This is a genomic window from Thermococcus sp. (assembly GCF_027063845.1).
In the GTDB taxonomy this organism is placed as follows: domain Archaea; phylum Methanobacteriota_B; class Thermococci; order Thermococcales; family Thermococcaceae; genus Thermococcus.
Window position 1 is genome coordinate 18566 of record NZ_JAMOQU010000019.1, and the last position, 25298, is coordinate 43863.

The 25298-nt window shown below is 52.6% G+C and carries 28 protein-coding genes; 13 read left to right on the top strand and 15 right to left on the bottom strand.

Features of this window, described 5'->3' with window-relative positions; all coding sequences use genetic code 11:
- Window position 1 precedes the first annotated feature (1 nt).
- Entirely contained in the window at window positions 2-727 is a 726-nt protein-coding gene (locus MVO87_RS01290; RefSeq protein ID WP_297515735.1) for a proteasome assembly chaperone family protein, read from the bottom strand.
- A gap of 114 nt (window positions 728-841) precedes the next feature.
- Between MVO87_RS01290 and MVO87_RS01295 the strand changes: the two genes are divergently transcribed.
- The 8 genes from MVO87_RS01295 (at window position 842) to MVO87_RS01330 (ending at window position 8964) form a co-directional block, all read left to right on the top strand.
- Window positions 842-1615 carry an S-methyl-5'-thioadenosine phosphorylase gene (locus tag MVO87_RS01295; RefSeq protein ID WP_297515747.1) on the top strand — a complete coding sequence of 258 codons (774 nt, stop codon included), beginning with the start codon at window positions 842-844 and terminating at the stop codon, window positions 1613-1615.
- Between the two features lie 109 nt (window positions 1616-1724).
- Window positions 1725-2192, top strand: a complete 468-nt coding sequence (locus tag MVO87_RS01300) for a thermonuclease family protein (RefSeq protein ID WP_297551938.1) — start codon at window positions 1725-1727, stop codon at window positions 2190-2192.
- 70 nt (window positions 2193-2262) lie between these two features.
- Window positions 2263-3537 carry an amidohydrolase family protein gene (locus MVO87_RS01305; RefSeq protein ID WP_297551939.1) on the top strand — a complete coding sequence of 425 codons (1275 nt, stop codon included), beginning with the start codon at window positions 2263-2265 and terminating at the stop codon, window positions 3535-3537.
- A complete protein-coding gene (locus tag MVO87_RS01310) occupies window positions 3524-4507 on the top strand; it encodes a DUF835 domain-containing protein (protein WP_297512799.1) in 984 nt (327 codons plus the stop codon). The genes MVO87_RS01305 and MVO87_RS01310 overlap by 14 nt, the downstream gene beginning before the upstream one ends.
- A complete protein-coding gene (locus MVO87_RS01315) occupies window positions 4500-5039 on the top strand; it encodes a [protein ADP-ribosylglutamate] hydrolase (RefSeq protein ID WP_297514875.1) in 540 nt (179 codons plus the stop codon). The genes MVO87_RS01310 and MVO87_RS01315 overlap by 8 nt, the downstream gene beginning before the upstream one ends.
- A gap of 123 nt (window positions 5040-5162) precedes the next feature.
- On the top strand, window positions 5163-7181 hold the full coding sequence (locus MVO87_RS01320; RefSeq protein ID WP_297514877.1) for a PEGA domain-containing protein: 2019 nt from the start codon (window positions 5163-5165) through the stop codon (window positions 7179-7181).
- A 113-nt stretch (window positions 7182-7294) separates the two neighbouring features.
- Entirely contained in the window at window positions 7295-8737 is a 1443-nt protein-coding gene (locus tag MVO87_RS01325) for an NAD(P)H-hydrate dehydratase (RefSeq protein WP_297514881.1), read from the top strand.
- A gap of 14 nt (window positions 8738-8751) precedes the next feature.
- Window positions 8752-8964: a hypothetical protein gene (locus MVO87_RS01330; RefSeq protein WP_297514884.1), complete on the top strand. Its 213-nt coding sequence runs from the start codon at window positions 8752-8754 to the stop codon at window positions 8962-8964.
- Window positions 8965-9106: 142 nt separating this feature from the next.
- Here the strand turns inward: MVO87_RS01330 and MVO87_RS01335 are convergent, their stop codons facing one another.
- Genes MVO87_RS01335 through MVO87_RS01345 form a run of 3 tightly spaced genes read right to left on the bottom strand, consistent with a single transcriptional unit; the run spans window position 9107 to window position 10551 of the window.
- Window positions 9107-9664, bottom strand: coding sequence for an ArsR/SmtB family transcription factor (locus tag MVO87_RS01335; RefSeq protein WP_297514887.1), 558 nt, complete (start codon window positions 9662-9664; stop codon window positions 9107-9109).
- Complete coding sequence (locus tag MVO87_RS01340) at window positions 9665-9970, bottom strand: DUF211 domain-containing protein (RefSeq protein WP_042692064.1); 306 nt, start codon at window positions 9968-9970, stop codon at window positions 9665-9667.
- Window positions 9971-9975: 5 nt separating this feature from the next.
- Window positions 9976-10551 (bottom strand): winged helix-turn-helix domain-containing protein, encoded by a 576-nt coding sequence (locus tag MVO87_RS01345; RefSeq protein WP_297514891.1) that lies wholly within the window; start codon window positions 10549-10551, stop codon window positions 9976-9978.
- 177 nt (window positions 10552-10728) lie between these two features.
- Here MVO87_RS01345 and MVO87_RS01350 point away from each other — a divergent pair, with 177 nt between their 5' ends.
- Window positions 10729-12132 carry an acetate--CoA ligase family protein gene (locus tag MVO87_RS01350; protein ID WP_297551941.1) on the top strand — a complete coding sequence of 468 codons (1404 nt, stop codon included), beginning with the start codon at window positions 10729-10731 and terminating at the stop codon, window positions 12130-12132.
- Window positions 12133-12137: 5 nt separating this feature from the next.
- Here the strand turns inward: MVO87_RS01350 and MVO87_RS01355 are convergent, their stop codons facing one another.
- The 6 genes from MVO87_RS01355 to MVO87_RS01380 all read right to left on the bottom strand — a co-directional run bounded on the left by MVO87_RS01355 (window position 12138) and on the right by MVO87_RS01380 (window position 16772).
- Window positions 12138-12905, bottom strand: coding sequence for a hypothetical protein (locus tag MVO87_RS01355; protein ID WP_297513944.1), 768 nt, complete (start codon window positions 12903-12905; stop codon window positions 12138-12140).
- A 116-nt stretch (window positions 12906-13021) separates the two neighbouring features.
- Complete coding sequence (locus MVO87_RS01360; protein ID WP_297513947.1) at window positions 13022-13789, bottom strand: MBL fold metallo-hydrolase; 768 nt, start codon at window positions 13787-13789, stop codon at window positions 13022-13024.
- Window positions 13786-14631, bottom strand: a complete 846-nt coding sequence (locus MVO87_RS01365) for a DMT family transporter (protein ID WP_297513950.1) — start codon at window positions 14629-14631, stop codon at window positions 13786-13788. Before MVO87_RS01365 ends, MVO87_RS01360 begins: the two co-directional genes overlap by 4 nt.
- A gap of 48 nt (window positions 14632-14679) precedes the next feature.
- A complete protein-coding gene (locus MVO87_RS01370) occupies window positions 14680-15123 on the bottom strand; it encodes a type II toxin-antitoxin system VapC family toxin (protein WP_297513953.1) in 444 nt (147 codons plus the stop codon).
- Window positions 15113-15304, bottom strand: a complete 192-nt coding sequence (locus MVO87_RS01375) for an antitoxin family protein (protein WP_297513957.1) — start codon at window positions 15302-15304, stop codon at window positions 15113-15115. The genes MVO87_RS01370 and MVO87_RS01375 overlap by 11 nt, the downstream gene beginning before the upstream one ends.
- A gap of 61 nt (window positions 15305-15365) precedes the next feature.
- The gene (locus MVO87_RS01380) at window positions 15366-16772 is read right to left on the bottom strand and encodes an ATP-binding protein (protein WP_297513960.1); all 1407 of its coding nucleotides are present in this window, start codon (window positions 16770-16772) and stop codon (window positions 15366-15368) included.
- A gap of 177 nt (window positions 16773-16949) precedes the next feature.
- Here MVO87_RS01380 and MVO87_RS01385 point away from each other — a divergent pair, with 177 nt between their 5' ends.
- On the top strand, window positions 16950-18101 hold the full coding sequence (locus MVO87_RS01385; RefSeq protein WP_297513966.1) for a tryptophan--tRNA ligase: 1152 nt from the start codon (window positions 16950-16952) through the stop codon (window positions 18099-18101).
- Here the strand turns inward: MVO87_RS01385 and MVO87_RS01390 are convergent.
- A complete protein-coding gene (locus MVO87_RS01390; RefSeq protein ID WP_297513968.1) occupies window positions 18098-19060 on the bottom strand; it encodes a hypothetical protein in 963 nt (320 codons plus the stop codon). The two genes, MVO87_RS01385 and MVO87_RS01390, sit on opposite strands and share 4 nt — an antisense overlap.
- 92 nt (window positions 19061-19152) lie before the next feature.
- On the opposite strand from MVO87_RS01390, the gene MVO87_RS01395 reads away from it, so the two are divergent.
- Window positions 19153-19830: a fumarylacetoacetate hydrolase family protein gene (locus MVO87_RS01395; RefSeq protein ID WP_297513971.1), complete on the top strand. Its 678-nt coding sequence runs from the start codon at window positions 19153-19155 to the stop codon at window positions 19828-19830.
- 2 nt (window positions 19831-19832) lie between these two features.
- Here the strand turns inward: MVO87_RS01395 and MVO87_RS01400 are convergent, their stop codons facing one another.
- Genes MVO87_RS01400 through MVO87_RS01415 form a run of 4 tightly spaced genes read right to left on the bottom strand, consistent with a single transcriptional unit; the run spans window position 19833 to window position 22721 of the window.
- Window positions 19833-20216 carry a hypothetical protein gene (locus MVO87_RS01400; RefSeq protein ID WP_297513974.1) on the bottom strand — a complete coding sequence of 128 codons (384 nt, stop codon included), beginning with the start codon at window positions 20214-20216 and terminating at the stop codon, window positions 19833-19835.
- Between the two features lie 39 nt (window positions 20217-20255).
- A complete protein-coding gene (trm14, locus tag MVO87_RS01405; RefSeq protein ID WP_297513977.1) occupies window positions 20256-21353 on the bottom strand; it encodes a tRNA (guanine(6)-N2)-methyltransferase in 1098 nt (365 codons plus the stop codon).
- 5 nt (window positions 21354-21358) lie between these two features.
- Complete coding sequence (locus tag MVO87_RS01410; RefSeq protein WP_297551943.1) at window positions 21359-22432, bottom strand: GTPase; 1074 nt, start codon at window positions 22430-22432, stop codon at window positions 21359-21361.
- Entirely contained in the window at window positions 22401-22721 is a 321-nt protein-coding gene (locus MVO87_RS01415) for a TIGR04076 family protein (protein WP_297515725.1), read from the bottom strand. The genes MVO87_RS01410 and MVO87_RS01415 overlap by 32 nt, the downstream gene beginning before the upstream one ends.
- A gap of 74 nt (window positions 22722-22795) precedes the next feature.
- On the opposite strand from MVO87_RS01415, the gene MVO87_RS01420 reads away from it, so the two are divergent.
- Both MVO87_RS01420 and MVO87_RS01425 read left to right on the top strand, forming a co-directional pair.
- On the top strand, window positions 22796-24259 hold the full coding sequence (locus MVO87_RS01420) for a DUF515 domain-containing protein (RefSeq protein ID WP_297515728.1): 1464 nt from the start codon (window positions 22796-22798) through the stop codon (window positions 24257-24259).
- A gap of 151 nt (window positions 24260-24410) precedes the next feature.
- The gene (locus MVO87_RS01425; RefSeq protein WP_297515730.1) at window positions 24411-25298 is read left to right on the top strand and encodes a hypothetical protein; all 888 of its coding nucleotides are present in this window, start codon (window positions 24411-24413) and stop codon (window positions 25296-25298) included.

A 25298-nucleotide genomic window follows, 5' to 3' on the forward strand; every position in this document is an offset into this window, starting at 1 on the left:
CTCACAGGTAGATGCTCTCGTACTGCTTCATCTCCTTCTTCCGTGCCTGCTCCATCTGCTCGTGCATCTTCCTGAGCTGCTCCTCAATCATCTCCGCCTCCTTGATGAGCGGTTCAGTCGAGACGTCAATCGGCGTGAGCTTCTTGAGTACCTCGATGACGTTCGCTGCCGCCCGAGGGTCGGGTCTGTCGCCGAACGTCTCGCCGAGGAGCACGTAGGCGTTTAAGCCCCTCTTTCCGGCCTCCCAGAGGAGCTTTCCGCTCATTCCCATAATCGAGCCGTACTGGAGTATCTTCGCTCCGGCCTCTTCGAGCTCCCTGTTGAGCTCTTCTCTCGCGCCGACGCCCCACACTTCCATCTTCTCCTTGAAGAAGCCTATGCCGATTCCGCCGATGGAGATTACCTTCTCGGCCTTCATCTCGCTGAGGTAGCTCGCGAGTTCCTTCGCTATCTCGTTGACGAGCGTCGGGGGCACGTAGATGTCCGCTACCGCCACGATTACGTTGTCCTTGCCGTAGAAGCGGAGCGGTGGGTTGGGCTTCCCCTCGAGGACTATGCTCATCGGAGGTATGAAGGGGCTCTCAACGTAGCCTATCATCTCCATTCCGAGTTCTTTGGCCAGGAAGTTGCCCGCTATGTGGCCTACAAGGCCTATTCCCGGGTAACCCTCGATGAATATCGGGTTCTTTACCTCCGGCAGGACGAGCTTGACAGGTTTCTCCTCCATCTCACCACCCCCGGAATATTTAGTTCCCAAAGGTTATTAAAGTTTCCGCCCTTCGTTTCCACTGGAAAGGCAACCCTTATATGAGTGGAGCGAGCATTTAACACGGTGATGACCATGCTGAGGATAGGCATCATAGGTGGTTCCGGGGTTTACGGCGTCTTCGAGCCGAGGGAGACCGTTAAGGTTCACACGCCCTACGGCAGGCCCTCGGCCCCGGTGGAAATAGGCGAAATCGAGGGCGTTGAGGTGGCATTCATACCGAGGCACGGCAAGCACCACGAGTTCCCGCCACACGAAGTGCCCTACCGGGCCAACATCTGGGCGCTCAAGGAGCTGGGCGTCGAGAGGGTCATAGGCATAACGGCAGTTGGCTCGCTCCGTGAGGAGTATAAACCGGGGGACATCGTCATAACCGACCAGTTTATTGACTTCACGAAGAAGCGCGATTACACCTTCTACAACGGGCCCAGGGTTGCCCACGTCTCGATGGCCGACCCCTTCTGCCCCGAGATGCGGAGAATCTTCTACGAAACTGCCAAGGAGCTCGGCTTCCCTGTCCACGAGAAGGGAACCTACGTCTGCATCGAGGGACCGAGGTTCTCTACTAGAGCGGAGAGCTTCATGTTCCGCCAGTACGCCCACATAATAGGAATGACGCTCGTCCCAGAGGTAAACCTGGCCAGGGAGCTTGGAATGTGCTACGTGAACATCGCAACGGTCACCGACTACGACGTCTGGGCCGACAAGCCGGTTGATGCCCAGGAGGTTCTCAAGGTCATGGCCGAGAACAACTACAAGGTTCAGGAGCTCCTTAAGAAGGGCATCCCGAGGATTCCCGAGGAGAGGAACTGCGGCTGCGCCGACGTGCTGAAAACGATGTTTGTTTGAGCTGGGTGGTTGCTTTGTTTTCTATTTCTATGTTGAACTCTTCTTTAGCTCATCACAATTTAGCCGGGAATTTGGAAAACTTTAAAATCTTCAGTTCCCTCTTAGAGTGGTGGTCGCCGTGAGGAAAGCCCTTGCGATTGTTCCGGTGGTGTTCTTTCTCCTGATTTCGGGGTTTGTCTCGGCCTACGAGCTCCAGGCCTATGGCTATGTAACAAAGGTGGTTGACGGCGATACAGTGTGGTTCCACTCCTACTACGGTTATAGGGCCGGAGAAACCTTCAAGGTTCGCTTCGCCGACATAAACGCTCCCGAACTATACACGGCGGAAGGTAAGGAGTCCAAGGCTGCCCTGGAATGGCTCTTCGATACCTACGGACGTCACGTTTACCTCGACGTTGATGACGTTTACGAAACCGACCATTATGGGAGGGTCGTCGCGGTCGTTTACCTTCCATTCTGGTATTATGGCTATGCCCTCAACGTCAACGAATGGCTGGTGGAGAGGGGCTACGCATCCATCTGGGACCACTACAACGAGTTTGACCCGTACTCATGGAGCCTCTGGGTTCCAATTTGAGGTTTTTCTCTTCTCCGACATCTTTTTAACCTCGGCAGAAAACACACCCCTTTAAAAGGGGGTGGTCGGAGTGAGCATTCTCATCAGGAACGGTTACGTTCTCTACGGCGAGAACCTTGAGGTCGTTAAAGCGGACGTTCTAATCGAGGGCAACCGAATCGTTGAGGTCAAAAGGAGAATCAACGAGGGCGCGGATACCGTCATAGACGCGACCGGAAAGGTTGTTTCGCCCGGCTTCGTCAACCTCCACACTCACTCGCCGATGGGTCTTCTGAGGGGCCTTGCAGACGATTTACCTCTGATGGAGTGGCTGGAAAAGCACATCTGGCCGAGGGAAGCGAAGCTGACGCGCGAGCACATCAAGGTCGGCGCCTACTTGGGAGCTCTCGAGATGATTAAGACCGGCACGACAACCTTCCTCGACATGTACTTCCAGATGGACGCGGTTGCCGAGGCAACCCTTGAAGCTGGTCTTCGTGGGTATCTCTCCTATGGCATGATAGACCTCGGCGACCCCGAGAGGACGGAGAAGGAAATTAAAGAGGCCCTGCGCGAGATGAAGGTCATCGAGGGCCTCAACTCCGAGAGGGTCCACTTCGTCTTTGGGCCCCACGCGCCCTACACCTGCTCCCTTGCCCTCTTGAAGGAAGTTAGGAAGCTCGCGAATGAGTATGGTAAGCTGATAACGATTCACGTGGCAGAGACAATGGCCGAGCTCGGAAAGATTCAGGAGCGCTACGGGAAGAGCCCCGTTGTGCTCCTCGACGAAATCGGCTTCTTCGGGAGCGATGTTATAATAGCGCACGGCGTCTGGCTCGACAGCAGGGATATCTCTATACTCGCGAGGAACGGCGTCACCGTTGCCCACAATCCAGCGAGTAACATGAAGCTTGCCAGCGGTGTGATGCCCCTCCAGAGGCTCCTGAACGCTGGAGTTAACGTCGGCCTCGGGACAGACGGGAGCGCGAGCAACAACAACCTCGACATGGTAGAGGAGATGAAGCTTGCCGCTCTGCTCCACAAGGTTCACAACCTTGACCCAACGGTTGCAGACGCCAGAACCGTCTTCAGGATGGCAACTGTAAACGGCGCAAAGGCGCTCCGCCTCAACGCCGGCGTTATAAAGCCCGGCTACCTGGCCGATATAGTCATTTTCGACTTTAACAGACCCCACCTGAGGCCGATTCATGACATAGTGAGCCACATCGTTTACTCCGCCAACGGCAACGACGTCGAGACGACGATAGTTGACGGAAAGGTTTTAATGCTCGACCGCGAAGTTCTTACGCTGGATGAGGAGAAAATACTGAACCGGGTGGAGGAGGTGGCGCGTGAACTATCTTGACCTTTTCCTGGGCGTTGCACTGCTCGTTTCCTACGTCCTCCTCTTCTACAACCATCACATTACTGGCCGAAAGGCGCTCCTCTACTACTCGTTAGCCTGGCTGAGCCTCGCCGTTCCGGTCTTCTCCTCGGATATGGGAGTCTACATCGTTGGCCTGGCCTTTTTCTCGGCCTTTCTGTGGGCCGGCAACGTCGAGGCGATAGACGAATTGACCCTAAACAATGAAACAGCGAGGAGTCTGCTCTACCTATCGATTCTCCCGGTGCTCATCGTTTTCCTGTTCTATCCTGAGCACGAAACGTCAGCTTATATTCTTCTCGGCCTGTGGATTGTCCTCTCGGCCGTTCTCCTCGGGTTCTATGGGGGGAGAACGCTCCTGCCGATGTCGGTCCTTCAGGCTTTCCTCGGCGTCGTCGTGGCACTCTCAGGATTGATTCCCTTCTTCCGGCTCCGCATCGTTCCCGCTTTCCTCGGCGTTGTCCTCGCCTTTGAGTCGGTTAGAACCTTCCTGAGGACTTCTTTCGTCGGGGACTTCTCCATCGGTTCAATCAAGGACGTTGGCCTCGATGGAAAACCCGGTCTCTTTCTCGTCCCCTCTGTCCCTGAGGACGTTCTCTCCTCCGCCCTTGTGTTTTCACGGAGTCCGCGGAACGCTCCCAACTGGTTCTGGATAACGACGGTTCACGACGAGCGGACAATCTCGCCGACAAACCTCCCCAAAATTCTCGACATGGCGGTCAAGTTCATGAGGGAAGCTGGGGAAGCCGGTAAAAAGCCCATCATCGTCATTGACGGTCTCGATTATCTCGTCCTCGAAAACGGCTTCTCCAGCGTCCTCAAGTTCCTGTCGGCGCTCAGGGACTACGCCCTCGTCCACGGCGCCACGGTGTTTATAGTTGGGAGTGACGATTTCCTCTCAGAGAGGGAGAGAAAGCTTTTGAGGAGCATCGTGGGTGAGGGCAATGCTTGAGGTTGTTAAAGGTGACATCACCCGCTTTCCGGCCGAGGCGATTGTAAACGCTGCGAACCGCTACCTCGAGCACGGTGGTGGTGTCGCCTACGCCATAGCCAAGGCCGCCGCTGGAGACGCCCGCGAGTACATCAGGATAAGCAAGGAAGCCTTGAGAGAACAGCTTGGAAAGGACTCAATGGAGCACGGCGAAGTCGTTGTAACGCCGGCGATGAGACTCGAGCGATACGGGATTAAGTACGTCATTCACACGGTCGGCCCCTACTGCGGCGGCCGCTGGGACGGGGATAAGAAGGAGAAGCTCAGGAAGGCTATACTGGGGGCGCTCAGGAAGGCAGACGAGCTGGGCGTTAAGAGCGTGGCCTTCCCGGCGATAAGCGCCGGAATCTACGGCTGTCCCCTTGAGGAAGTCGTTAGAACCTTCAAGGAAACAGTTGAGGAGTTTTCAAGGGAAGCGAGAAGCGTGAAGAATGTTTACCTGGTGCTTTATTCGGAGGATGCCTACCGGAAGGCGCTTGAGACTCTTTGTTAGCATAACAATATGTGTCTCTTCATGTTTTATATTTTACTCATGGTTTGTGGGCTATGCTTCGTTGACTTTAACTAATGGAATTCGTAACCTTTAAATATCTTTATTTTAACTCGCAAGGGTGATATGATGATGGGTTATAATAGTAGGAATTCCGGTTTGCTTCTGGCAATCTTTGTTGGGATGCTATTGGTTGTTCCGGTAGTTGTGGCTTTTGATGTTAAATTGGCTTTTGTTGAGTCTCAGGATGATTACTCTGGAATATATTTCACAAATGGTCTCTGGGTGATTTATCAAGAGAACTCCACATCACATATGCACTCCACAAGGATTGTAAACGCTTCATCTGGTGAGACCGTTTTAACGATTAATGATTTGCTCGGTTCAGTTGTGCCAGTTGATGAAGGTTACCTGCTAGTGTCAACGGTTTCGAAAGAAAACTCTCTTCGGCTATATCGATTGAATGGTGAAAAGTATACACTCGTGTGGAAGATTGACACTAGTAGGTATGGCTGGGTTAGCTACATCCTGCCTGTGCATGAAAAGAATCTTATTCTTGCTGGAACTGTTGATGCATCTAAAGAGAATTTAGGGGGACATTATATTATTGGTGTTGACTTCGGCGGTAAACTCAAATTTGCGACAAACCTCCATGTAGTTGGGAATACTGTTTCGAGTATACTTCCTGCTGGGAATGGAAAGTATCTGGTTGTAGTTCCCGGTTTTGGCAAAGGGTTGCCTTATTTTGGCCTTATAGATGAATCCGGTAACGTTTTGAAGTCTGTTAGAATTAATTATCCTGTTGCATCTATTAAAATTTATATTCAAGATGACAAATTTGTAATGGCGTCATGGCGTGATAAGAGTGAGGGATATATACCGGATATAAAGACCTATTATGGAATATGGACTCTGAATCTGACACCAGTAGCCATTGTTGAACTTCCGTATGAATTCCTTGGAGCTGTGCCAATTTTCGATAACAATTCCCTTTACTTGTTCATGGTAAAACAATTAAACTCAACGTGTACTCTTGTAGAGTCTAAGTATCTTTTAAACGGTACTCTTCAGTGGAGAAGGGATGTTCAGAGCTTAAAGTTTAGTGAGCCTTTAAAGGGCTACTGGATGTCCACAAACTCAATTAGCACGGTATTGCTTCCTTACCATAACGTCCACGTTGGGGTGTACCCATGTGGAGCTACTGTTAACGTTGTGGCCATTGATTTCAGAAATGCGGTTCCCCTTGCGAGTACTTATCTACCCATGGGAAAGGGCCCAAACTATTATTTCGCTTATTATGATGCCAAGTACATTTATACTGGTCCTAAGGTTTATCTTATTGACACATCTTGGGTTCCCTCTGCAGTGCTTATAGATTCCATACCTCCTGGGAACGTCACTATCGATGAAAGACACTTTGGATTGACGCCGTTATACACCCGGCTTAGCGCGGGGAGACATGAAGTACGTATAGTCCGTGGGAACTACTCTCCGGTAGAACGTGTTTTGACGATTGGTCCTCATGAGGGTATTAGACTCTCTGTACACCTTAGTCCGTTGAATGCAACGCTTTGCCTTAACTCTACTCCGGTTGCCGAGGTTGATATCGTGCCAGAGGGTATAACCGTTTATACCCCTGCTAAAGTTTCTCTCCACAACGGCACGTACATACTTATCTTTAAGTCTAAGGAATATCCGGCACAGTATGGTAGCGTTAGAAAAACTGTGGAACTTTCGCCAAACGAAACCGCCTTTATAAACGTTGAGCTTCCACTAATACGTTCCGAACTCATAGTTACATCAAACGTCGTGAATGCCACAGTCTACGTGGATGGAAAACCTGTCGGACGTAGCCCAGTTCGGGTGTTTGTTATTCCTGGGTTCCACAACATTACAGTGAGGGCAAATGGCTACATTATGAAATCAGTTGTGGTTAATGTAACAAAGCCGACTCTCAACGTCTCTGTTGATTTATCCCCTGTTGTTGAGCCTGGGACTTCACCGATAAAGCCTCTTTCAAACACAACACAAATTCTAACTTCAAGTACCAGTAAAGTCAACAATAACTCCTCTCACTTGGTCTGTGGGCCTGGTTTAATTGTGATTTTTGCAGTAAGTGTCCTGATTGTAAGGGTAAGACTATAATATTGCGGAATAGTTTCTATTCTTTATTCAAAATTTTGTTTAAGACTATATACTTTTTTCAAAACGACTGAAAACGATTTAACACGTTGGGCCTAACACCCAACGGTGATACCATGAGGATTGAGGACGTTTACGTCTGGGACATAAACGCGAAATGGCTCGGTATAACACCTTACCAGCTCATGGAGAACGCTGGAGCCGGCGTTGCAAGAACGATAGAGGAGCGCTTTGGAAAGGGCCTCAGGATTGCGGTCTTCTCGGGAACCGGGAACAACGGTGGGGACGGCTTCGTCGTCGCGAGGCATCTTAGCTTCGAAAACGACGTTACGGTTTTTCTGGTGGGCGATGAGGCCAAGATAAGGAGCGGGGAAGCTAAACACAACTGGGAAATCCTGAAGAACCTTGACTTCGTGAAAATTAAGGTTCTGAAGGATTCCGCCTACATAAAAGGGCTTGACCTGAGCGGTTACGACGTCATCGTGGATGCCCTCCTCGGGGCCGGAACGAGGGGTGAGCCGAGAGAACCCATACGCTCGGCCATCGAGAAAATCAACGAGTACGCTGGAAGGGCGAAGATTGTCAGCGTTGACCTGCCGAGCGGTTACCCGAGCGACGTACGCGTTAAAGCCGACTTCGCCGTCACCTTCCAGTGGGACAAGGAGGAGTACGAGGGATTTGAGAGGATTATAGTAAAGATAGGCTATCCCAGGGAGCTCTACCACCTCGTCGGGCCGGGCGATGCAAAGTTCGCGCTCAGGAAGAGGGGCCAGCACAAGGGGCAGAACGGCAGGCTTTTGGTCATCGGCGGGAGTTCAAGCTACTACGGCGCTCCCTATCTTTCCTCCAAGGGGGCGAGCTACCTTGTTGACCTCGTTTACCTCGCGATGCCGGCTGAGCCTGCGAGGAGGATAAGCGACCCAGATTTGATTCTGAGGCCCTTCCCTGGCGAGAACTTCTCGACCGAGCACCTTGATGACCTGCTTGAGCTCGCCGAAAAGGCGGACGCCGTTGTCATAGGGCCAGGAATAGGTCTCGCTAAGGAAACTAAGGAGTTCGTTAGAGGGTTCGTGAGGAGCTGTGAGAAGCCGATGGTCATCGATGCGGACGGGTTGAAGGTGATAGCCGAGGATTTGGGCGTTCTCAAAGGTAAATCCTTTGTTCTAACGCCCCATGCAGGTGAATTCAGCGTTCTCTTCGGCGTTAAGCCTTCCGAGGGGCTGATTGAGCGGGCAGGGCTGGTGAAGGAAAAGGCCCGCGAAATTGGTGGCGTAATCCTGCTGAAGGGCCCCTACGACGTCATCAGCGACGGAGAAACCTGGAAGTACAACAGGACAGGCAACAGGGGCATGACGACGGGGGGAACAGGCGACGTTTTAGCCGGCCTCGTCGGGGCCCTGCTCACGCTCGGAAACTCCCCGCTGAGGTCAGCCTCGGTCGGTGCCTTCCTCAACGGCCTCGCTGGGGATATGGTGAAGGAAGAACTCGGAGAAAACTTCACGGCCCTTGAGCTCGCGAAGCGGATTCCAGAGGCAGTAAAATGGGTGGAGGAGTTCTGAGCCGGGGTGCTGGCATGGTGGGGCTGGGGTTTAACTGGCGTTCTCTCTTCTACTTTTTCTTCGGTTTTCTCCTCGCGTTTAGCCTGCCGACCGGGGCTTTGGCTATCTTAATTGGCCTCCTCTTCGTGAGACTTGAAACGCGTTATGAGTTATTCCTCTCCCTTGGAGGTTTTGTAATTGGAACCCTCGCGGGAACATTTGTCTGGGGGGAAGTCTTGGATTTTTGAGGCCCTGAAGCAAGGTTACCAGGAGCAGGGCGTTTGGGGCTTTGTTGGGGGGCTTCTGGTTATCCTCGGACTGTCTCTCACTCTGGCACTGCTCCGCTCGCTCCTTAACGGAAAAAAAGTGACGGTGAACCGTCTTGAGTTTTTAAACCTCTATCAGCTTCTTAACCTTCTTGGCCATCTCACAGAGCTCACAGCTCTGGAGGAAAACGAGCATGTTGAGGAAGTGGAATAGCTCTATTTCGCTGAGCTCCACGTCGGCCTCGGAGATTCTCCTAATGAAGGGCTGGGAGTTAATCTCGATTTCGTTGAGGATGTCCTTTGTCAGCTCTTTCAGTTTTTCCCGGTCCTTAATTTTTATTCCCGCTTTTTCGAGGATTCTTACGAGTTTTTCTGCCTCCACTTGGAGGTACTCCTGCCGGAAGTTCTCGATGCTCTCGTGGGGCTCGGCCTTTATTAGGAAGAGCCTCGCGGTTCTGCCGTAGAGCTTCTCGTTGCCCTCACTGCCTAGCTCTTCCACAAAACCCGCCTTCTCAAGGGCCTTGACGTGCCTGTAAATCGTTGTCCTGTCCCTGCCTATAGCCATGCTGAGCTCCCATATCGTCATTGGTCTCTGCCTGAGGAGCTGAAGTATCTTGAACCTGGTCTCGTCTGACAGAACCTTGACCCTTTCGGGCTGGGTGATTATTATGACTTCCCTCACTCAGTACTCCTCCAGCTTGTCCTGAGGAGTTTCCTCTTCCTCGACTATTCTCCTACCAGCTGCGACCATATCAATACTGTGCACCACACCGCCGAACTCCTCTATCGTCCTGACTATCTCGTCGTAGTCGAGGTCGTCGCCCATTATCGTTATCTTGACGTTCTCCGTCTCCTTATCAATCTCGACGAGCGTGATGTTGACTCCCTCGACGCCCTCGAGCTCGCTCAGTCCGAGGGCCAGCTCCGTGACTATCGGCTGGTGGGGCTTGAGCACGTCAAGCACGAGAAGCCTGATTCCCCTCGCCATGGCAATCACTTCTTGAGCAGTTCACCGAGCTTCTTGAGGAGTTCGAGGCTCTCCTCATCGCGTCCCATTCTGGCCATTGCGAGCCACTCTATGGCGTGGATTATGTCCTCGTTGGAGAAGTCCTTGAGTTTGTCCTCGTTGGCCTCGATTTCCTTGGATATCTCGGTTTTGAACTCGTGCTCCTTCTTGAGGAGTTCGTCCATGACGTTAAGGAGCTCCTCATCGTTGAAATCGTAGCCGAGGACCTTGAATATCTCCAGCTTGGTCTTGAGCCGCGAGCGTGCAAAGTACCTTAACTCCTCGTCGCCGAGATAAAGGTTGATGTAGAACGCGTCGGCGGTTCTTCCGTAGTACTTCTCGACGAGATTGCCCTTCATCTCGGTCCTCTTGACCTCGACGAGGCCTGCTTCCTTGAGCTTTTCGATGTGGTGGTATATCGTCTGTGGAGTTTTTCCGAGAATCTCGCTCAGCTGTGAAATAGTCATCTCTCTGTTCCGCAGTAGGGCTAATATTTTTCTCCTCGTATCTTCAAGCATCAGTTTTATGACCTCTGGGTCGGTTATTACCTTCACCTTAGACATTATGACCACCCAATCTTAACGCTCCAACGTTTCTTTAAACGCTCAGGTGTTTTAACCTTTTCCGTTCCGGTAGCTTTATATATGTAAAGGTCAACGGCCTCTGCTCATCTTTGGATAAAACGTCCACCCTCGGAAGCCTTAAATAACATCGGCCGAAAAAACTTCGGAGGTGGTTGTATGGGGAGCCTCGACTTCCTGTTTTACCCCAAGAGCGTCGCGGTCATAGGCGCTTCCCACGTGCCGGGGAAGGTTGGAAACGCCATAATGCGCTCGATAACGCTACGTTTTGAGGGCAAAGTCTACGCCGTCAACGTCAAGGGCGGTGAAATCGAGGTCAACGGGAAGAAGTTCAAGGTTTATCGGAGTATCAAGGACATCCCCGACGAGGTTGACGTCGCGGTCATCGCGGTTCCAGCCAAGTTCGTGCCGGACGTTATAGACGAGTGCGGTGAGAAGGGCGTTAAGGGTGCGATAGTCATTTCGGCGGGCTTTAAGGAGGCCGGAAGGGCCGACCTCGAGGAGGAACTCGTTAAGCGCGCCAGGAAGTGGGGCATTCGCGTCGTCGGTCCGAACTGTCTTGGCGTCACGAACCTTGAGAACGGCTTCGACTGCAACTTCAACCCGCCCGAGAGGCAGGCCAGGCCACCCTTCGGAAAGGTCGCCTTCATGAGCCAGAGCGGTGCCTTTGGTGCCGCAATCCTCGACTGGGCGGCCAGAGAGAAGATAGGAATGAGCAAGTTCATCAGCCTCGGCAACATGGCCGACCTCGACGAGAGCGACTTCATGGACTACCTCGGCGACGACGAGAAGACGGGCGTTATAACCGGCTACCTCGAGGGCGTCAAGGACGGAAGGAAGTTCCTTGAAACGGCAAAGCGCGTTACCCTCAAGAAGCCCGTCGTAATCCTCAAGAGCGGAAGGACCGAGGCCGGTGCCAAGGCAGCAGCTTCCCACACCGGTTCCCTCGCGGGTTCATACGCGATTTACAGGGCGGCCTTTGAGCAGAGCGGTGTTCTGGAAGCGACCACGATGAGACAGCTCTTCAACTACGCGAAGGTCTTAGCTATGCAGAAGCCGGCCAAGGGCGACCGCGTTGCGATAGTCACCAACGGCGGTGGAGCAGGAGTCATGATGAGCGACGGCCTGCTCGAGCGCGGTTTGAAGATGGCTGAACTTAGCGAGGAGACGCTTAAGAAGTTCGAGGAGGACGTCAGGGCCGGAAAGCTTCCCGCTCACATGTCCTACAAGAACCCGATTGACGTCATAGGCGACGCCCCGTCGAGCAGGTACGAGATAGCTATGCGCTACGCCCTCGAAGACCCGAACGTTGACGTCCTCGTCGTCATCGCACTCTTCCAGAGCCCGGCCCTCGACGAGGGAATCATTGACGCGGTCGAGAGAATGAAGGCCTACGGCAAGCCGATTGTCTTTGTTGCCCCCGGTGGAGACTTCCCGCACAAGATGGCGAGGAACATCGAGCAGAAGGGTATTCCGGTCTACGAGACCACCGAGGACGCGGTTGACGCCGTCTACGCCCTGGTTAAGTACGGAGAATGGTTGAAGGATAACGGGAGGCTTTGAATAGGCTAAACAGAGGCCTCGATGATCTTTTTGATTCTTTTAAGTTTGGAAACAACTTCTATGGCTTTTTTCCTTATATGTTTCGGGGGTGTTATTTCTAGTTCATTGTTGATTATTCTTTCATGTCTAAAAATTGCTATGTCAATTAACCTAATGGCTTTCTCAGGAGTGATTTTGTAGGTTATTTTCCATTCTCTAAAGTCCTTGACACAAATATCTTGGGGATCGAGCTCAACGTAACCATTATACTGTATTGGCAGGAGCACTGTTGAGTATTTTTTACTAGCCACTAGGCGAGCTGTATATTCCTCTCCTTCTAGAATGGATTTTAGATAGTTAATGTGCTTTGTGGGATTGTTCCCCCTCCAATTTCCAGTTTCGACTATCTTTTTGATATTATTGACAGCTTCTTCGGGGAGAAGATCGATGACTCTGACACCAGTACGGAAGCCTTGAGGATCGTATAATGCATGTCCATAAACCCCGACGAAATAAAACCTGCTTCTTCCTGGTGCAGGGTCTCGTGGATCGATGTACTTTGAAACAAAAAGTACTGTGCCTGCTGTAAATTTTTGTGGATTGCTTTCGATGTGCCCAAAATATACATTCTTTCGAAAGTGCTCATAAAAATTCCATAGTTCGTGGCCAAATCCAGTATTTACTATGTAATCAAACTGGTACAAGTTCCTGTTTTTGAACATTTCGTCATCGAAGCCTTGCCATCCTCTGGGAGACCAGCCAATATTAGTTACTAGGAGCCCGTTATCTTCCATATTGAACCACCATTAGTAACGTGACTTGATATAGCTTTTAAACATTGTGATCAATTAACATGTTACATCTTCAAAATTATTATGCTTGGTAATTACTTTGGGCTTTTAAGGCAGACCTAAACCTCAACCCACGTGAAGTCCCTCGCGACCTCACCTTGAACCCCTGCTTCCCTGACTTTCTTCTCCAAGACCTCGTGTGGGTAGTTGCTGTGGCTTATGTGCGCGAAGACGGTGTAGCCCGCCCCCACCCTCTTCGCCAGCTCTATTGCCTCCTTGACACCAAGGTGCGAGCCGGGAATGGCTTCCCTGTGGGTCATCTCGGCTATAAGCAGGTCGACTCCCTCCATCAGCTTTAGGGCCCGCTCGTCCTTCAGAATCTCAGGCCCTGTGTCGCCGGTTATCGCTATCCTCTTCCCCTTCATCTCGATGACGAAGCCACCAGCCGTTACCGTGTGAGTGACGGGGAAGTGAACTACCCTCATCTTTCCGACTCTCGTCTCCTTCCAGAACTCAAGCTCGTTGTAGGCCCACTCGTGCCCCTCCGGGCTTTCCGAGCCGAAGGCCAGTCTCGTTAAACTTTTCGCGACTTCAAGTGCCTCTCTGTGGGAGTAGAACTCAACACGCTTGAAGACCTGGAGCTCGGGCAGTCCGAATACGTGGTCGAAGTGGCCATGAGTTATTAAAACTCGCTCCACCCTCTTGTTCAGCCTTTCCAGGTGGTAGTGAAGGTCTGGACTTGGGTCAACGAGCGTTTTATCAAAGTAAAGCGAGAACCGCGTTCTCCGCAGGGCTGGATTAATCCTCGCCCGCGAGCAGTTCTCGCAGGTGCAGAGGGGCTTGGGCGTCCCGCTGTATGAACCCGAGCCGAGGATTACAACTTTCATTCTCTCACCCCGCTCTCCTCTCTGCTGATGGCTAACGTTCCGAGGGTTATTAAGGCTAAGCCCGCTAGGTGATAGAGGGTTACCCTCTCGCCGAGGAGAGCAATCGAGACGAGGGCAGTCAAAGCGGGCGCGGGCGTTAAAATGGCAGTCGCCTTCGAGAGGTTAATCCGCGCTATCGCTAAATACCAGAGACTCTGGGTGAGCGCTATTATCAGGCCCTCCGCCAGCGCGAGCTTCGTGAAGGCGAAGCCCGTTGCAAGGGCCGGGACGAGGAGGAGAAGCCCGCCGAAGGTGTTCCTCAGCGTTGCTATCGTTAATGGGCTGTAATCGGTTCTCTTCGCCATCGCGTGCCCGAGCTGCCAGAAGAGGGGAGTTAGGAGAAGCAGGACGTCGCCCCTCAGGAGCTCCGGTCTCTTTCTCTGTGCAATCACGAGGAAGACGCCCGTGATTAGGGCGAGTGCGGAGAGTACGGCCCTTTTGCTTATCCTCTCCCTCAGGAGGAGCCACGAAATGAGGAATGAATAAAAGACCTCGAAGCGCGTTAGTATTGCCGAGTTTATGGCAGTGCTCAGCCTCGTTCCGTAGGAAAACAGCGAGTAGGCTATCGCCGTCGCGAAAAGGCCCGTTAGAAAGGCCTTCCTCAGCTCGGCCGGCTTCTCTCGGATTTCTCTCGCCCAACCGCTGAGAAGTATAACAGGCCAGAGGGTTAGCGAGGCTATTAAGGCGGACAGCGAGGCGAAGGCGAATGGATTAACCGGGTTGGCCTTGATTACGGCCGGCTCGAGGCCGAACAGGATTAGCACGATGAGAGCTAAGAGCGTCCCCTCGGTTTCTCGGTTCATGAATGAGGATGAGCGGTGGAGTTTTTATGGGCTTTTCTTTTCGAGTATTCATTGTTGGTTGCTGATAATCTCCAGCCATTTGACACGCTTGAAATCCTCGTCAAACGTTGCTATTCTCCGTATTCCATAGAACTCGCAGGTAGAGACTATTAGGGCATCGTTGGGAAGCAGATAATAACTTTCCATTGCCCTCTTCGAGTTTTTGACAATCTCTGAGTTGACATCGAGCATGTTGAAGAGTGAAAACAGCTCAAAGACGGGCTCAAGCTCGATATCTGCAAGAACTGACGGCTTTTTCTTGATTTCGTAGGATTTTAAACCTGTCTTGGCCTTTACATAAAAGAATAGGACCTCAGAAGCAACGATGGGATTAATGAATCCCTTAATCCTACCATCTTCCACGCTCTCAATGAGGGGCTTTGCCAGTTCTACTCCACCGAGATGGTATATTAGAACGTTGGAATCAAAGAAGACGTTCATCTCACCATTCATCTTCAATCTCCTCGATTATCTCGTCAATTTCCCTCTTGCTCATCTTCGCTATCCCAAAGGTCCTCTCGGACACTCTTGTTGGGACTATCTTAATTCTGACCTCACTCCCCTCAGGAAGGTTGAGCTTTTTCTTAGGCTTCAGGACGCCGTTTTTATAGACGGCTTCGACAACCACTTCCATTCTCTCACCCTACTGAATCTTTGTCATCCCAACTTTAACCTTTTCCAAAAATCTAGGCTAGTTAGCTCTCGCCCCCGATGCTCAAGCTATCCTTACTCCCTGCCGTTTCGCTTAAGCGCTTGGTAAAGACCTCGTCAAAATCCCCTAGGTCGAAGGCCAGCCCAAGGTTTTCCTTCCCCTCGATTCTCTTTGCGATTATTCCATAGTGCTTCTCGTAGTCCTCCAATCCAACGAGTTCGGCTTTCTTTTCGAGCTGTCTCAGGACTTTTCTCGCCTTTCCCGCCGTAAGGTCGCTCCACTTGACCTCGACGAATAGGGCCTTTTTCGAGCCTTCGTCGAGAGCCACGATGTCTATTTCCTCCCCCCTGCGCCACCACCTGCCGAGCTTGGTGAAGCGGAACGGCAGGAGGTTCTTTCGGTTGGCCTCAATCAGGAACTCCCTTGCGATTCCCTCGAAGGGCCTTCCAAGGAAGGTGTTGAAGTTCCTTTCGAAGTCGAAAACGGCGGCCTCGGTGAAGTTTCCCTCAATCTCCTCGTAGTAAGGGCTCACAAAGCGCGACCAGAAGAGGAAGTAGTTGTCGGCTATCTCGTAGATTCCCTTCTTCCCAAAGAGGGGAGTTACCTTCCTCACTATTCCGAGCTCGCCGAGAACCCGCAGGTAGGGCACAACCTGATTTTCCTTCATGTAGCAGAAGTTCGCTATCTGGGTAACCTTTGTGTTCCCCCTCGCTATCGCCTCGAGTATGGCCAGATAAGTGGACAGCTCCCTCAGCTCTTCACTCAGGAGCGCCCTTGCTTCCCTGAAGAGAAAGGCTGAGGAGTTGAAGAAGTTGGCCTTTATCTCCTCCTCGACGTTCCTCCCGCTGAAGAATTCGAGGTACTTGGGCGTTCCACCAGTAACTGAGTATATTTTCACGAGGTCTTCCGTACTCGCGTTGAACCATTCGTAAAGGTGCTTGAACTTCAACGGCTGAACCTTGATGTTGGCGTCGCTCCTTCCGTAGATGGGGCTCGAATAGTCGAAGAACTCGCGCTCAAGCAGGGAGACGTAGGAACCCGACACCACAACGAGGGCGTTGAGGTCTCTGTTCTCTTCTATGGCCCGTGAAAGCTCGCTGAGTATCCCCCTGTCTTTTCTGATTAAGTAGGAGAACTCGTCGAGGACTACGAGAACCCTTTCGTTCGTCAGTCTTTTCAGCAGGGCGAACAGCGACGGAAAATCTCCCACCTCAACGTTGAATCCAATGAACTCGGAAACCTTCTTGGAGAGGAGTCTGAAGTTGTATTCCCTCGGCTTGTCCTCGAATATCACGAACACCCTGTTCTTGCCCCGCGAAAACTCTTCAAGAAGCCTCGTCTTCCCGACCCTTCTCCTTCCGTAAACGAGAGCGAGCGTTAACCCCTCCTTGCGCCACAGGTCTTCAAGTGTCTTTAGCTCATCCCGACGGTTGACAAATTCTCTAAGCATGATTATATAAACGCGATTAGAGTTTTTAAGAATTTCGTGAGAGCGGTTTTCCAAAAACTTTAAATTCTCCTCTCCCCTTTCTCTTCCCATGCTCGGTGGTTGTTTTTGGCTTTGGTGAAGTCCCTCTCTTCTGCACCGCCTTAGCCACGAGTTTCGTTTCCACTGGAAATGGAGGTGTTGAAATTGGAGTTTAAGGTTACCCCCTGGGACGTTGAGGGCATGGTGGACTACGACAAGCTGATAGAGCAGTTCGGAACCAGCCCGCTGACGGACGAGTTGCTGGAGAAGACGGCAAGGCTCACGAAGAGCGAATTGCCCATTTACTTCCGCAGGCGCTTCTTCTTCTCCCACAGGGACTACGACAAGATTTTGGAGGACTACGAGAGTGGAAGGGGCTTCTTCCTGTACACAGGGAGGGGCCCGAGCGGGCCGATGCACATAGGCCACATAATCCCCTTCTTCGCCACCAAGTGGCTCCAAGAGAAGTTCGGCGTCAACCTTTACATACAGATAACCGACGACGAGAAGTTCCTCTTCAAGAACCTCACCCTGGACGAGACCAAGCGCTGGGCCTATGAAAACATCCTCGACATCATAGCGGTCGGCTTCGACCCCGACAAGACTTTCATCTTCCAGGACAGCGAGTTCACCAAAATCTACGAGATGGCCCTGCCTATAGCGAAGAAGATAAACTACTCGATGGCCAAAGCTGTCTTCGGCTTCAACGAGCAGAGCAAGATTGGAATGATTTTCTATCCTGCCATACAGGCCGCACCGACTTTCTTCGAGAAGAAGCGCTGTTTAATTCCAGCAGCAATTGACCAGGACCCCTACTGGAGGCTCCAGAGGGACTTCGCCGAGAGCCTCGGCTACTACAAGACAGCTGCGCTCCACTCGAAGTTCGTTCCGCCGCTAACGGGCCTTGAGGGGAAGATGAGCGCGTCCAAACCCGAGACAGCGGTTTACCTCACCGATGACCCTGAGGAAGCTGGAAAGAAAATCTGGAAGTTCGCCTTAACGGGCGGTCAGCCGACGCTCAAAGAGCAGAGGGAGAAGGGCGGAAACCCTGAGAAGTGCGTCGTCTTCAAGTGGCTTGAAATCTTCTTCGAGGAGGACGACAAGAAGCTCATGGAGCGCTATCACGCGTGTAAAGCGGGAGAGCTAACGTGCGGTGAGTGCAAGCGCTACCTCATCAAGAAGGTGCAGGAGTTCCTGAAGGAGCACCAGAAGAAGCGCAAGGAGGCCGAGAAGAAGGTGGAGAAGTTCAAATACACCGGTGAGCTTGCCAGGGAGCAGTGGGAGAGGGCGATTCCAGAGCCACTTCGCTAATCCCAGAACCCCCACTCCTCCTCGAACTCGCTCCTTTCCCTCTTTTCCGCCTTCTCTTCCCTCAGTTCAACCCGAAATTCAGCCTTCTCAACGACGTCCCTCGCGAGCGGAACGTCCAGAATAGCCTTGAGCTCAAAGGCTCCGTGGCCGAGAATCGTGGAGTCCTTCCAGAGGGCCTTGACGAGCGACATGGGACTTACGGTCTTGTAGTTGGCGAAGACTACAGTTTTCTCCTCGGGAAGGGGTGAAAACGTGAAGTCAAAGCTCTGCCCTTCGGCTATTCTCTTCCACACCTTCCCGAAGCCGACCTCTATTCTCACCTTCCTCGCCTTCGACAGTTCGGCCTGCACGCTCCCCCTCAGCTCCCTTCCCTCTCCCCGGAACGTCACCGTCGCGACGTCGCTCCCCTTACTCAGGGTAATGCTTCCCGAGCCGGTAACTTCCCCATCGTCCGTGAGGAAAATCAGAAGGACGTCTTTGTAAGGCCCGCTGAGGATTCTTACCGCTGGTGCCTCAACTCTACCCGTTCCGTCGCGGAGTACTTCAACCCTGAATGGCTCGTTCGGAAACTCCACGAACGCCCCTGTTTTCCTCTCCCAGGCCTCGAAGCTTCTCCTGACGTGATATGTCCTGCTCCGTCCGGTGCTCGTCCAGTAGCCTTCAAGAGCTACCCTGCCGGTCTCGTAGTCGAGCTCCTCTGGAAACGTAACTCCTCTCTCCGCCAGGGAGGAGCCCTCGAAGAGCGCCGAGGCCTTTTTATTGCCGGTGAGAATTCCTGTCCCCTTCGCGAGGGCGATGAGAATGAACAGAACCGGCATGGCCAGAAAGAGGAGTGCGAACCACGTCGGCGCGAAGCCCAGCATTCCGATGGCAACCCAGATAAAAAAGACCGCAAACACCACAACCGCAAAGACAGCAAGGGTTCCGCTCTCCTTCACGAGGACCTTTTGCAACCCCACCACCGCTCAATCTTTGGCGTTCCCCCTTATTACTTTTGTCCCTCGTATGACAAGGTTTAATTCGCCTCCCTGGAACTCCGAACGGTGATGGCATGGTCCGGTTGCCTTACATGGACGGCTTCTACGAGCTGAGGCCGGGCAAAATAGTGGCCCTCGCCAAGAACTACGCCGAGCACGCGAGGGAAATGGAGAGCGACGTTCCAGAGAAGCCCGTCTTCTTCCTCAAGCCTCCAAGTGCGCTCATCGGCCCCGGCGAGCCGATAATCTTACCCAGGATGAGCAAGCGCGTTGACCACGAGGTCGAGCTGGCAGTGATAATAGGCAGAAGGGCCAAGCGCGTTCCAAAGGAGAAGGCTATGGATTACGTACTCGGCTACACGATACTGCTCGATATAACTGCTAGAGACCTCCAGGTTGAGGCGAGGGAGAAGGGCCTTCCCTGGACGATTGCGAAGGGCTTCGACACCTTTGCGCCCGTCGGCCCGAGGGTCGTAGATAAGCGCGAGCTGAAGATAGACGACCTCGAAATCGGCCTGAAGGTGAACGGCGAACTTAGGCAACTCGGAAGAACCAGCGAGATGGTCTTCAAGGTTCCTGAGCTGATAGAGTACATAAGCTCCGTCATGACGCTCGAGCCCGGAGACATTATAGCGACCGGTACTCCAGCAGGAGTCGGCCCGCTGAGGCACGGCGATAAGGTTGAGGCGTGGATTGAGGGCATCGGAAGGGTCGAGTTTGACGTCCTGGGCGAGGACTCGATTCTGTGCTGATTTCACTTTTTGTCCACGAGCTTTACTGAAATCCACTGCATACCCTGCTCTTCGTTCTTGATGACAAGGAGATAATCCCCATCTGGAATTCTGACGTCGTTGAGCTCGACCGCCTTCACGTGCTCCCAGGCTTTGTAATAGCTGAAGGGCTCGCCTTTTTTGAGCTTCTTGAAGTCCCCCTTCGTCAGGATGTAGACGCTTACCTCGCCGTCGGCCTTCACGTAGCCGTTCAGCGTCGAGTTCCCGATGAGCCGGTACTCTCGATAATCTTCGAGGTTGGTCTTCCACTGGTAGTTGAAGTTGTAGTAGTTGAAAGAATAGTATACCACCCCCGCGAGGGCCACCATAAGGACCGCGAGGACTAAAACGATTGACTTTCCCTTCATGTAACCACCAGAAAAAGTAGGGAAAATCCGCTTAAAAGTTTATTCGATCACGTAGGTGTGAACCATAAGCCCGCCGTGGCCTATAAGGCGGTAATGCTTGATTTCAAACCCGCTCTCCTCTATGGCCCGCTCTATCGCCCTCTTCTCCGTGGTTATGAAGACACCGCGCTTCTCCAAGACCTTTGCGAGCTCCCCGAAGAATTCCATGTAGAGCTTCGGGATGGCGCTTTTGCGACCAATTTTGAGGCCGTAGGGCAGATTGCTTACCGCAAAGTCCACTTTGCTCACGTGCTCGCTCAGCCTCGTCGCATCGCCGAGAATGAACTCTATCCCCTCCAAAACTCCAGCGGAGAGTGCGTTCATCTTGGCCCCGTTGAGGTGTTTCCTGAACTTCTCGAGGCCGATTATCCTTCCCTCGTAGCCTCTTAAGGCGAGCTCTATCGGAATCGTCCCGCTGCCGCAGAAGGGGTCTATGAAGGGCCCACCGTCCGGTTCCGCAAGCTCAATCAGCGCGTTCGCTATGCTGGCCTTTAAATGGGCTGGATGGTCGTAGACGCGCCAGGGTCTCTTGTGGAGCGAGCTATCGCCGGTCGTGTCAATCCCGAGGAAGAAGACCTCACCAATCAGCTCGGCCCTGAAGATTACCGCCGGGTGGTCGAGGTTCACCTTTGGACTTCCAAAGCGCTCTAAACGCTCGAATATCGACTTTCCAACGGTTTTCGCGATATCAACGCTCGTAATCTTGTGCTCACCTTTCCTGAAGGAGCGAACCGCGAAGCTCTCGCTGACCTTAACAAAGCGCTCCACTGGAAGTGAAGCCACGAACTCCTCAATTCTCCTGAGGGCCCTCTCGGGTTCGTCTTCACCGATGCCCTCAAAGCGCTCGCTCGCTATCTCGACTATAACCCTGTGGAGAAGCCTGGAACGTTCGTTCAGGTAAGTCGAAACGCTCAGCTCCCTCTTCCGTCCCTTCTCGTCGGTGTAAAACGCTCTATCGACCTCAGTCAACACCCTCCCCTCGACGCCGAAGGGCTTTTCCTCCACCCGAAACGGAACTCCAAGGTCGGAGAGGAGCCTCTCAACCTCGGCCCTCGCGAAGTCCTCTATTCCCCGCGATGTCGTCAGGATTAGTCTCATACCCATCACTCCAGTATCGCTATAACTCCCTTCCACTTCTTCCCGAAGCACTCGCTCGCGATGGCACTCTTTCCCGTCAGCTCCTCGAGGAATTTCAACGCCGAGTCGCACTTCTTGAAGCCCGTCGCTATGCCGACGGTTATCCCTTCTATCTCCCTTACCCCCGCCCTCTTCTGGTTGTCGAGCTTCTCCCTCAGCTCATCCCCATAGCGCCAGAGGATTCTCCTCGGGTCGAGGAGAAGTTCTTTCTCAACATCTTCGAGGACATCTTTGAAGTCCCAGATGAAGTCCTGGCTTTTCTCCTCCTCGCTCGCGAACAGCGTGAAGCGACCCGTCTGCCACTCGCGGAGGAACCATCTCGCCGTTTCTTCCAAATCAACCTCTCCACCGGCCTTTATGAGGCCTCGCTTTTCCCCTATCCGCCTGAGGATTTCCTCTTCGCTCTCGAACTCCTCGATGCCGAACTTCTCGGTTATGGCTTCCCTCCTCGTCTCGAGGATTCTGGAGATTAGCTTTAAGGCCGGCTTAACTGGTTCCTCAATCTTATCCGCCGGGAACCCTCCTTTAATGACCAGCTCGTCGAAGTCGTCTATCGGAACAACTCCCGGACTGTCGAGGAGCCAGAGCTTCTTGCTGAGCCTTATTAACTGCTTTCCCTTGGTGTAACCTGGTATCGGAGCAGTTCCGACGGCCCTTTTTCCTTTCAGGGTGTTGATTATTGTGCTCTTGCCGACGTTGGGGTAGCCTATGAGGGCGACCTTCACCCTTTCCTTCTCGTCAAGGAGGGGCTTTGCGAGCTTTTTGAGTTCCCTCCTCAGGATTCCGGTCCCCTTTCTCTCCCTCGCGCTTATGAAGACAACCGGTATCTCGCTCTTCCGCTTGTACTCCTCGGCCCACTCCTTCGGCACCAAATCGGCCTTGTTCATCACTATGAGGAGCGGTTTGCCCTCCTCCTGCACGAGTCTTTCGAGCTTTCTGTTGCGCGTTCCTATCGGGTCCCTGGCATCTACTACCTCGACTATCACGTCGGCCTCGTCTATGACTTCCCTAACGACCTTCCAGGCTTTCCTCTGCTTCATCTCTAACCACCGTTATCTCGAAGATTACAGTTCCTCCGTCGGTGTACGGCGGTCCCGGGTCGAGGCACTGAATGTAGGCTTTCTCTCCCCTTCCGAGGCCTAGCTCGCTCGGTTTAATACCCTTTCGCAGGGCCACTATGTAGGGAAGTAGCGAGGCAAAGGCATGGGTACATATAGCGTCGGTCTCGTCCAGTTTTATTGTTGGGCCTTCTACAACGATTCTGTCACCTTCTTTGAAGATAGGGCACTTTCCTCTCACTTCTTTGACAACTATTTCCAACCGTTCCACGTTCTCACCGAAACTTAAATAAGGATTAACGCTCAAAAATCATTCGGGACCTTAATGGGTTAGCGATAACTATGATGGTGGTGCTCAAAGTGGCAGAGGATATTGAAGCGAAAATACGTCGTCTGAGGGAGCTCGGGAAGGTAACGGCCGAGCCCGAGACTCCCCCGGTTAAACCACCGACGGCTTCGGCGAAGAAGCCACCGCGCAGACCGCGCTCCATCAGTAGCATTCGTGAGAGGGAGAGGCGCAAGAGGATTCTGATTGGTGCGTCAATTTTAATCATAATCATTCTAATTATCTCTATCGGCGTTTATTCCTATATGCAAAGTCGGGGGACAAAAGAACTGAGAGACCTCCGAAACAAGAAGCTCAATGAGGTCAACTACTACTTCTCACATTACAACTTCTCCAACAAGGACTGTGCCCAGAAAGCTGTCCAGGTTAGAAGCCAGGTTCTCCAGAAGATTCAGAGCGCCAACAGCGTCGATGAGCTGAGGGAGATAAACGTTAAGGCTTATTTTGACAAGGCGGTTCAGGTTTATCAGGAGTGCGTCAAAGAGCAGGAAAGGATAGCCTATGAGAAACAGCTTAACCAGACCAAGCAGGCTAAGATTCAGGCCATTGAGGTTGCGTTCCAGCCGCTCCTCTCGATGCCCCTCCCCGACAGTCTCAGGACCAAGGTCGTCTCCGCCATGAAGACTCTCGAGAACCAGGTCATGAGCGCCAAGACCATTGAGGAGGTCAACTCTATAAATCCCGATTCGTACCTTCTCTCGCTCTGGAGGGACTACTACTTCTGGAAGATTGACAGCATTCCTGGTAACGATGTTATTATTGAGAAAGATGGCACCAAACAGCTCCTATCCAAGGCGGAAGCTAAATCTCTCCTGAGTACTGTCACGAGCTACACCGAGTTGCTCCAGTACAAGGTCTACAAGGTTCAGTACGTTGAGATTGCCCTCGTCCTACCGAGGGACAGGATTACCGGTGGCTTCATTCAGCCGGGCGACGCCGTGATGTTCTTCGCTAAAAACGGCACCAAGAGTTCTTACCGCGAGATAGTCAACCAGGGCTACGTTGAACTCGTCCTCCTTCCGACAAACGCCGGTCAGATTTCGGTAAGTGAATCCCAGAGCCAGAGCAGTTCGACCAGCTCCTCCACCTCGACCACCTACAACGAGAACCATGCATCAACCTACAATCCGGGCGACTTCCAGTACTCCAACGGCACCACAGTCTCGGACACGTACTCAAACTCTCAGAGCGCCAGCCAGAGCTCCTCTGCCAGTTACTCCTACAGCGTTAACCTCGCGGAGATACTTAAGGCCATAGCCGCCGGAAAGATACAGGCCAGCGACCAGGCGAGGGAGGCCCTTCAGAGCTACGGATGGAAGGTCATAGACCTCGAACAGTCCTCGGACATGCTTGTGCTTCCGCCCAACACCGAGTTCCTCGTAATCGTTAAGGTTCCGTCAATCTTCGTCCCGGACATACTCCAGAACCAGCAGTACCTCTACGTGGCAAAGGTTTCAACGTGAGGTGGTGCCCATGAGGAGACTCCTTTCACTTCTTTTGCTTTTCACCCTGTTATTCTCGCTTCCCTCATTTTCCCTAGCCCAAGATTACACCCTCCCCGGCACGCTTCCTGGGGGAATGAGTTACAATAACATAGGCCTCCTTGGTGAAATAATGGTTGATTTCAACGTCACGCTCGTTAACACTGCCCCCTATCCCAAGTACGTCTTCGTTAATCCCAGGTATGACTTCAGGGTTCTCCGCGGAAACGGAAGCGAGTACCTCTACAATTACAGAACGGCCACCGGTGAGCTTCAGGGTGCGGTTTCAAGGGAGCTCCTCTCCAAATCCGTCAACTACCTTGTTGGCTTCTGGCTCGCGCCCTATGAGACCGTCGTGGTCAATTTCAGGATAACCGAGAACTCCTCCTACCTTGTTCCACTCCTCGATTTCAACTCGCCCTGTGGCGACGTGGGCAGGCTCACCAAGCTCACCTACGAAAACGGCACTCTCGTCAGCGCGGTTCTCGAGAACAACGGTGGCCTTGATAGTCTCGTCTGCGGCTCGGTTTATCCCCGGCTCATAAACAGGCCCACTTTCCTGAGCGTTCGCTCGATGTTTCCCATCCTCGACAGAAACGTGAAGGTGCTCAAATACGAGGGTCTCGTTGACTTCAGGATTACCAACGTTCCCAACTTCAACAGCAGGGACAAGCTGTTCCACGTCTTCTTCGCGGTTGCCCAGCCTGTTATATTCCTCGATGGCGAAACCTACGACTACACCCCCAACTACACCATGACCTACCAGGAGTACCTTCAGAGGTTCGTCTGGGGCTACTCCGGTGTTAAGGGGCCGGCGAAGAGGGCAGTTAACGTTACAATGCCTGAAAACAACCTCTTTAAACTCACCGACACCCTTATCTCTGGCGTTAGGGTGGGTTCACCAGTTAGGGTTGATAGGAAGCCTTATAACGGCCCTGACTTCCCGGTGTGGGTAGTCTTCATGGGTGACAGGATTGATATAACCTATCGCGTGAGCTGGAATAACAACTCCGGACGGTGA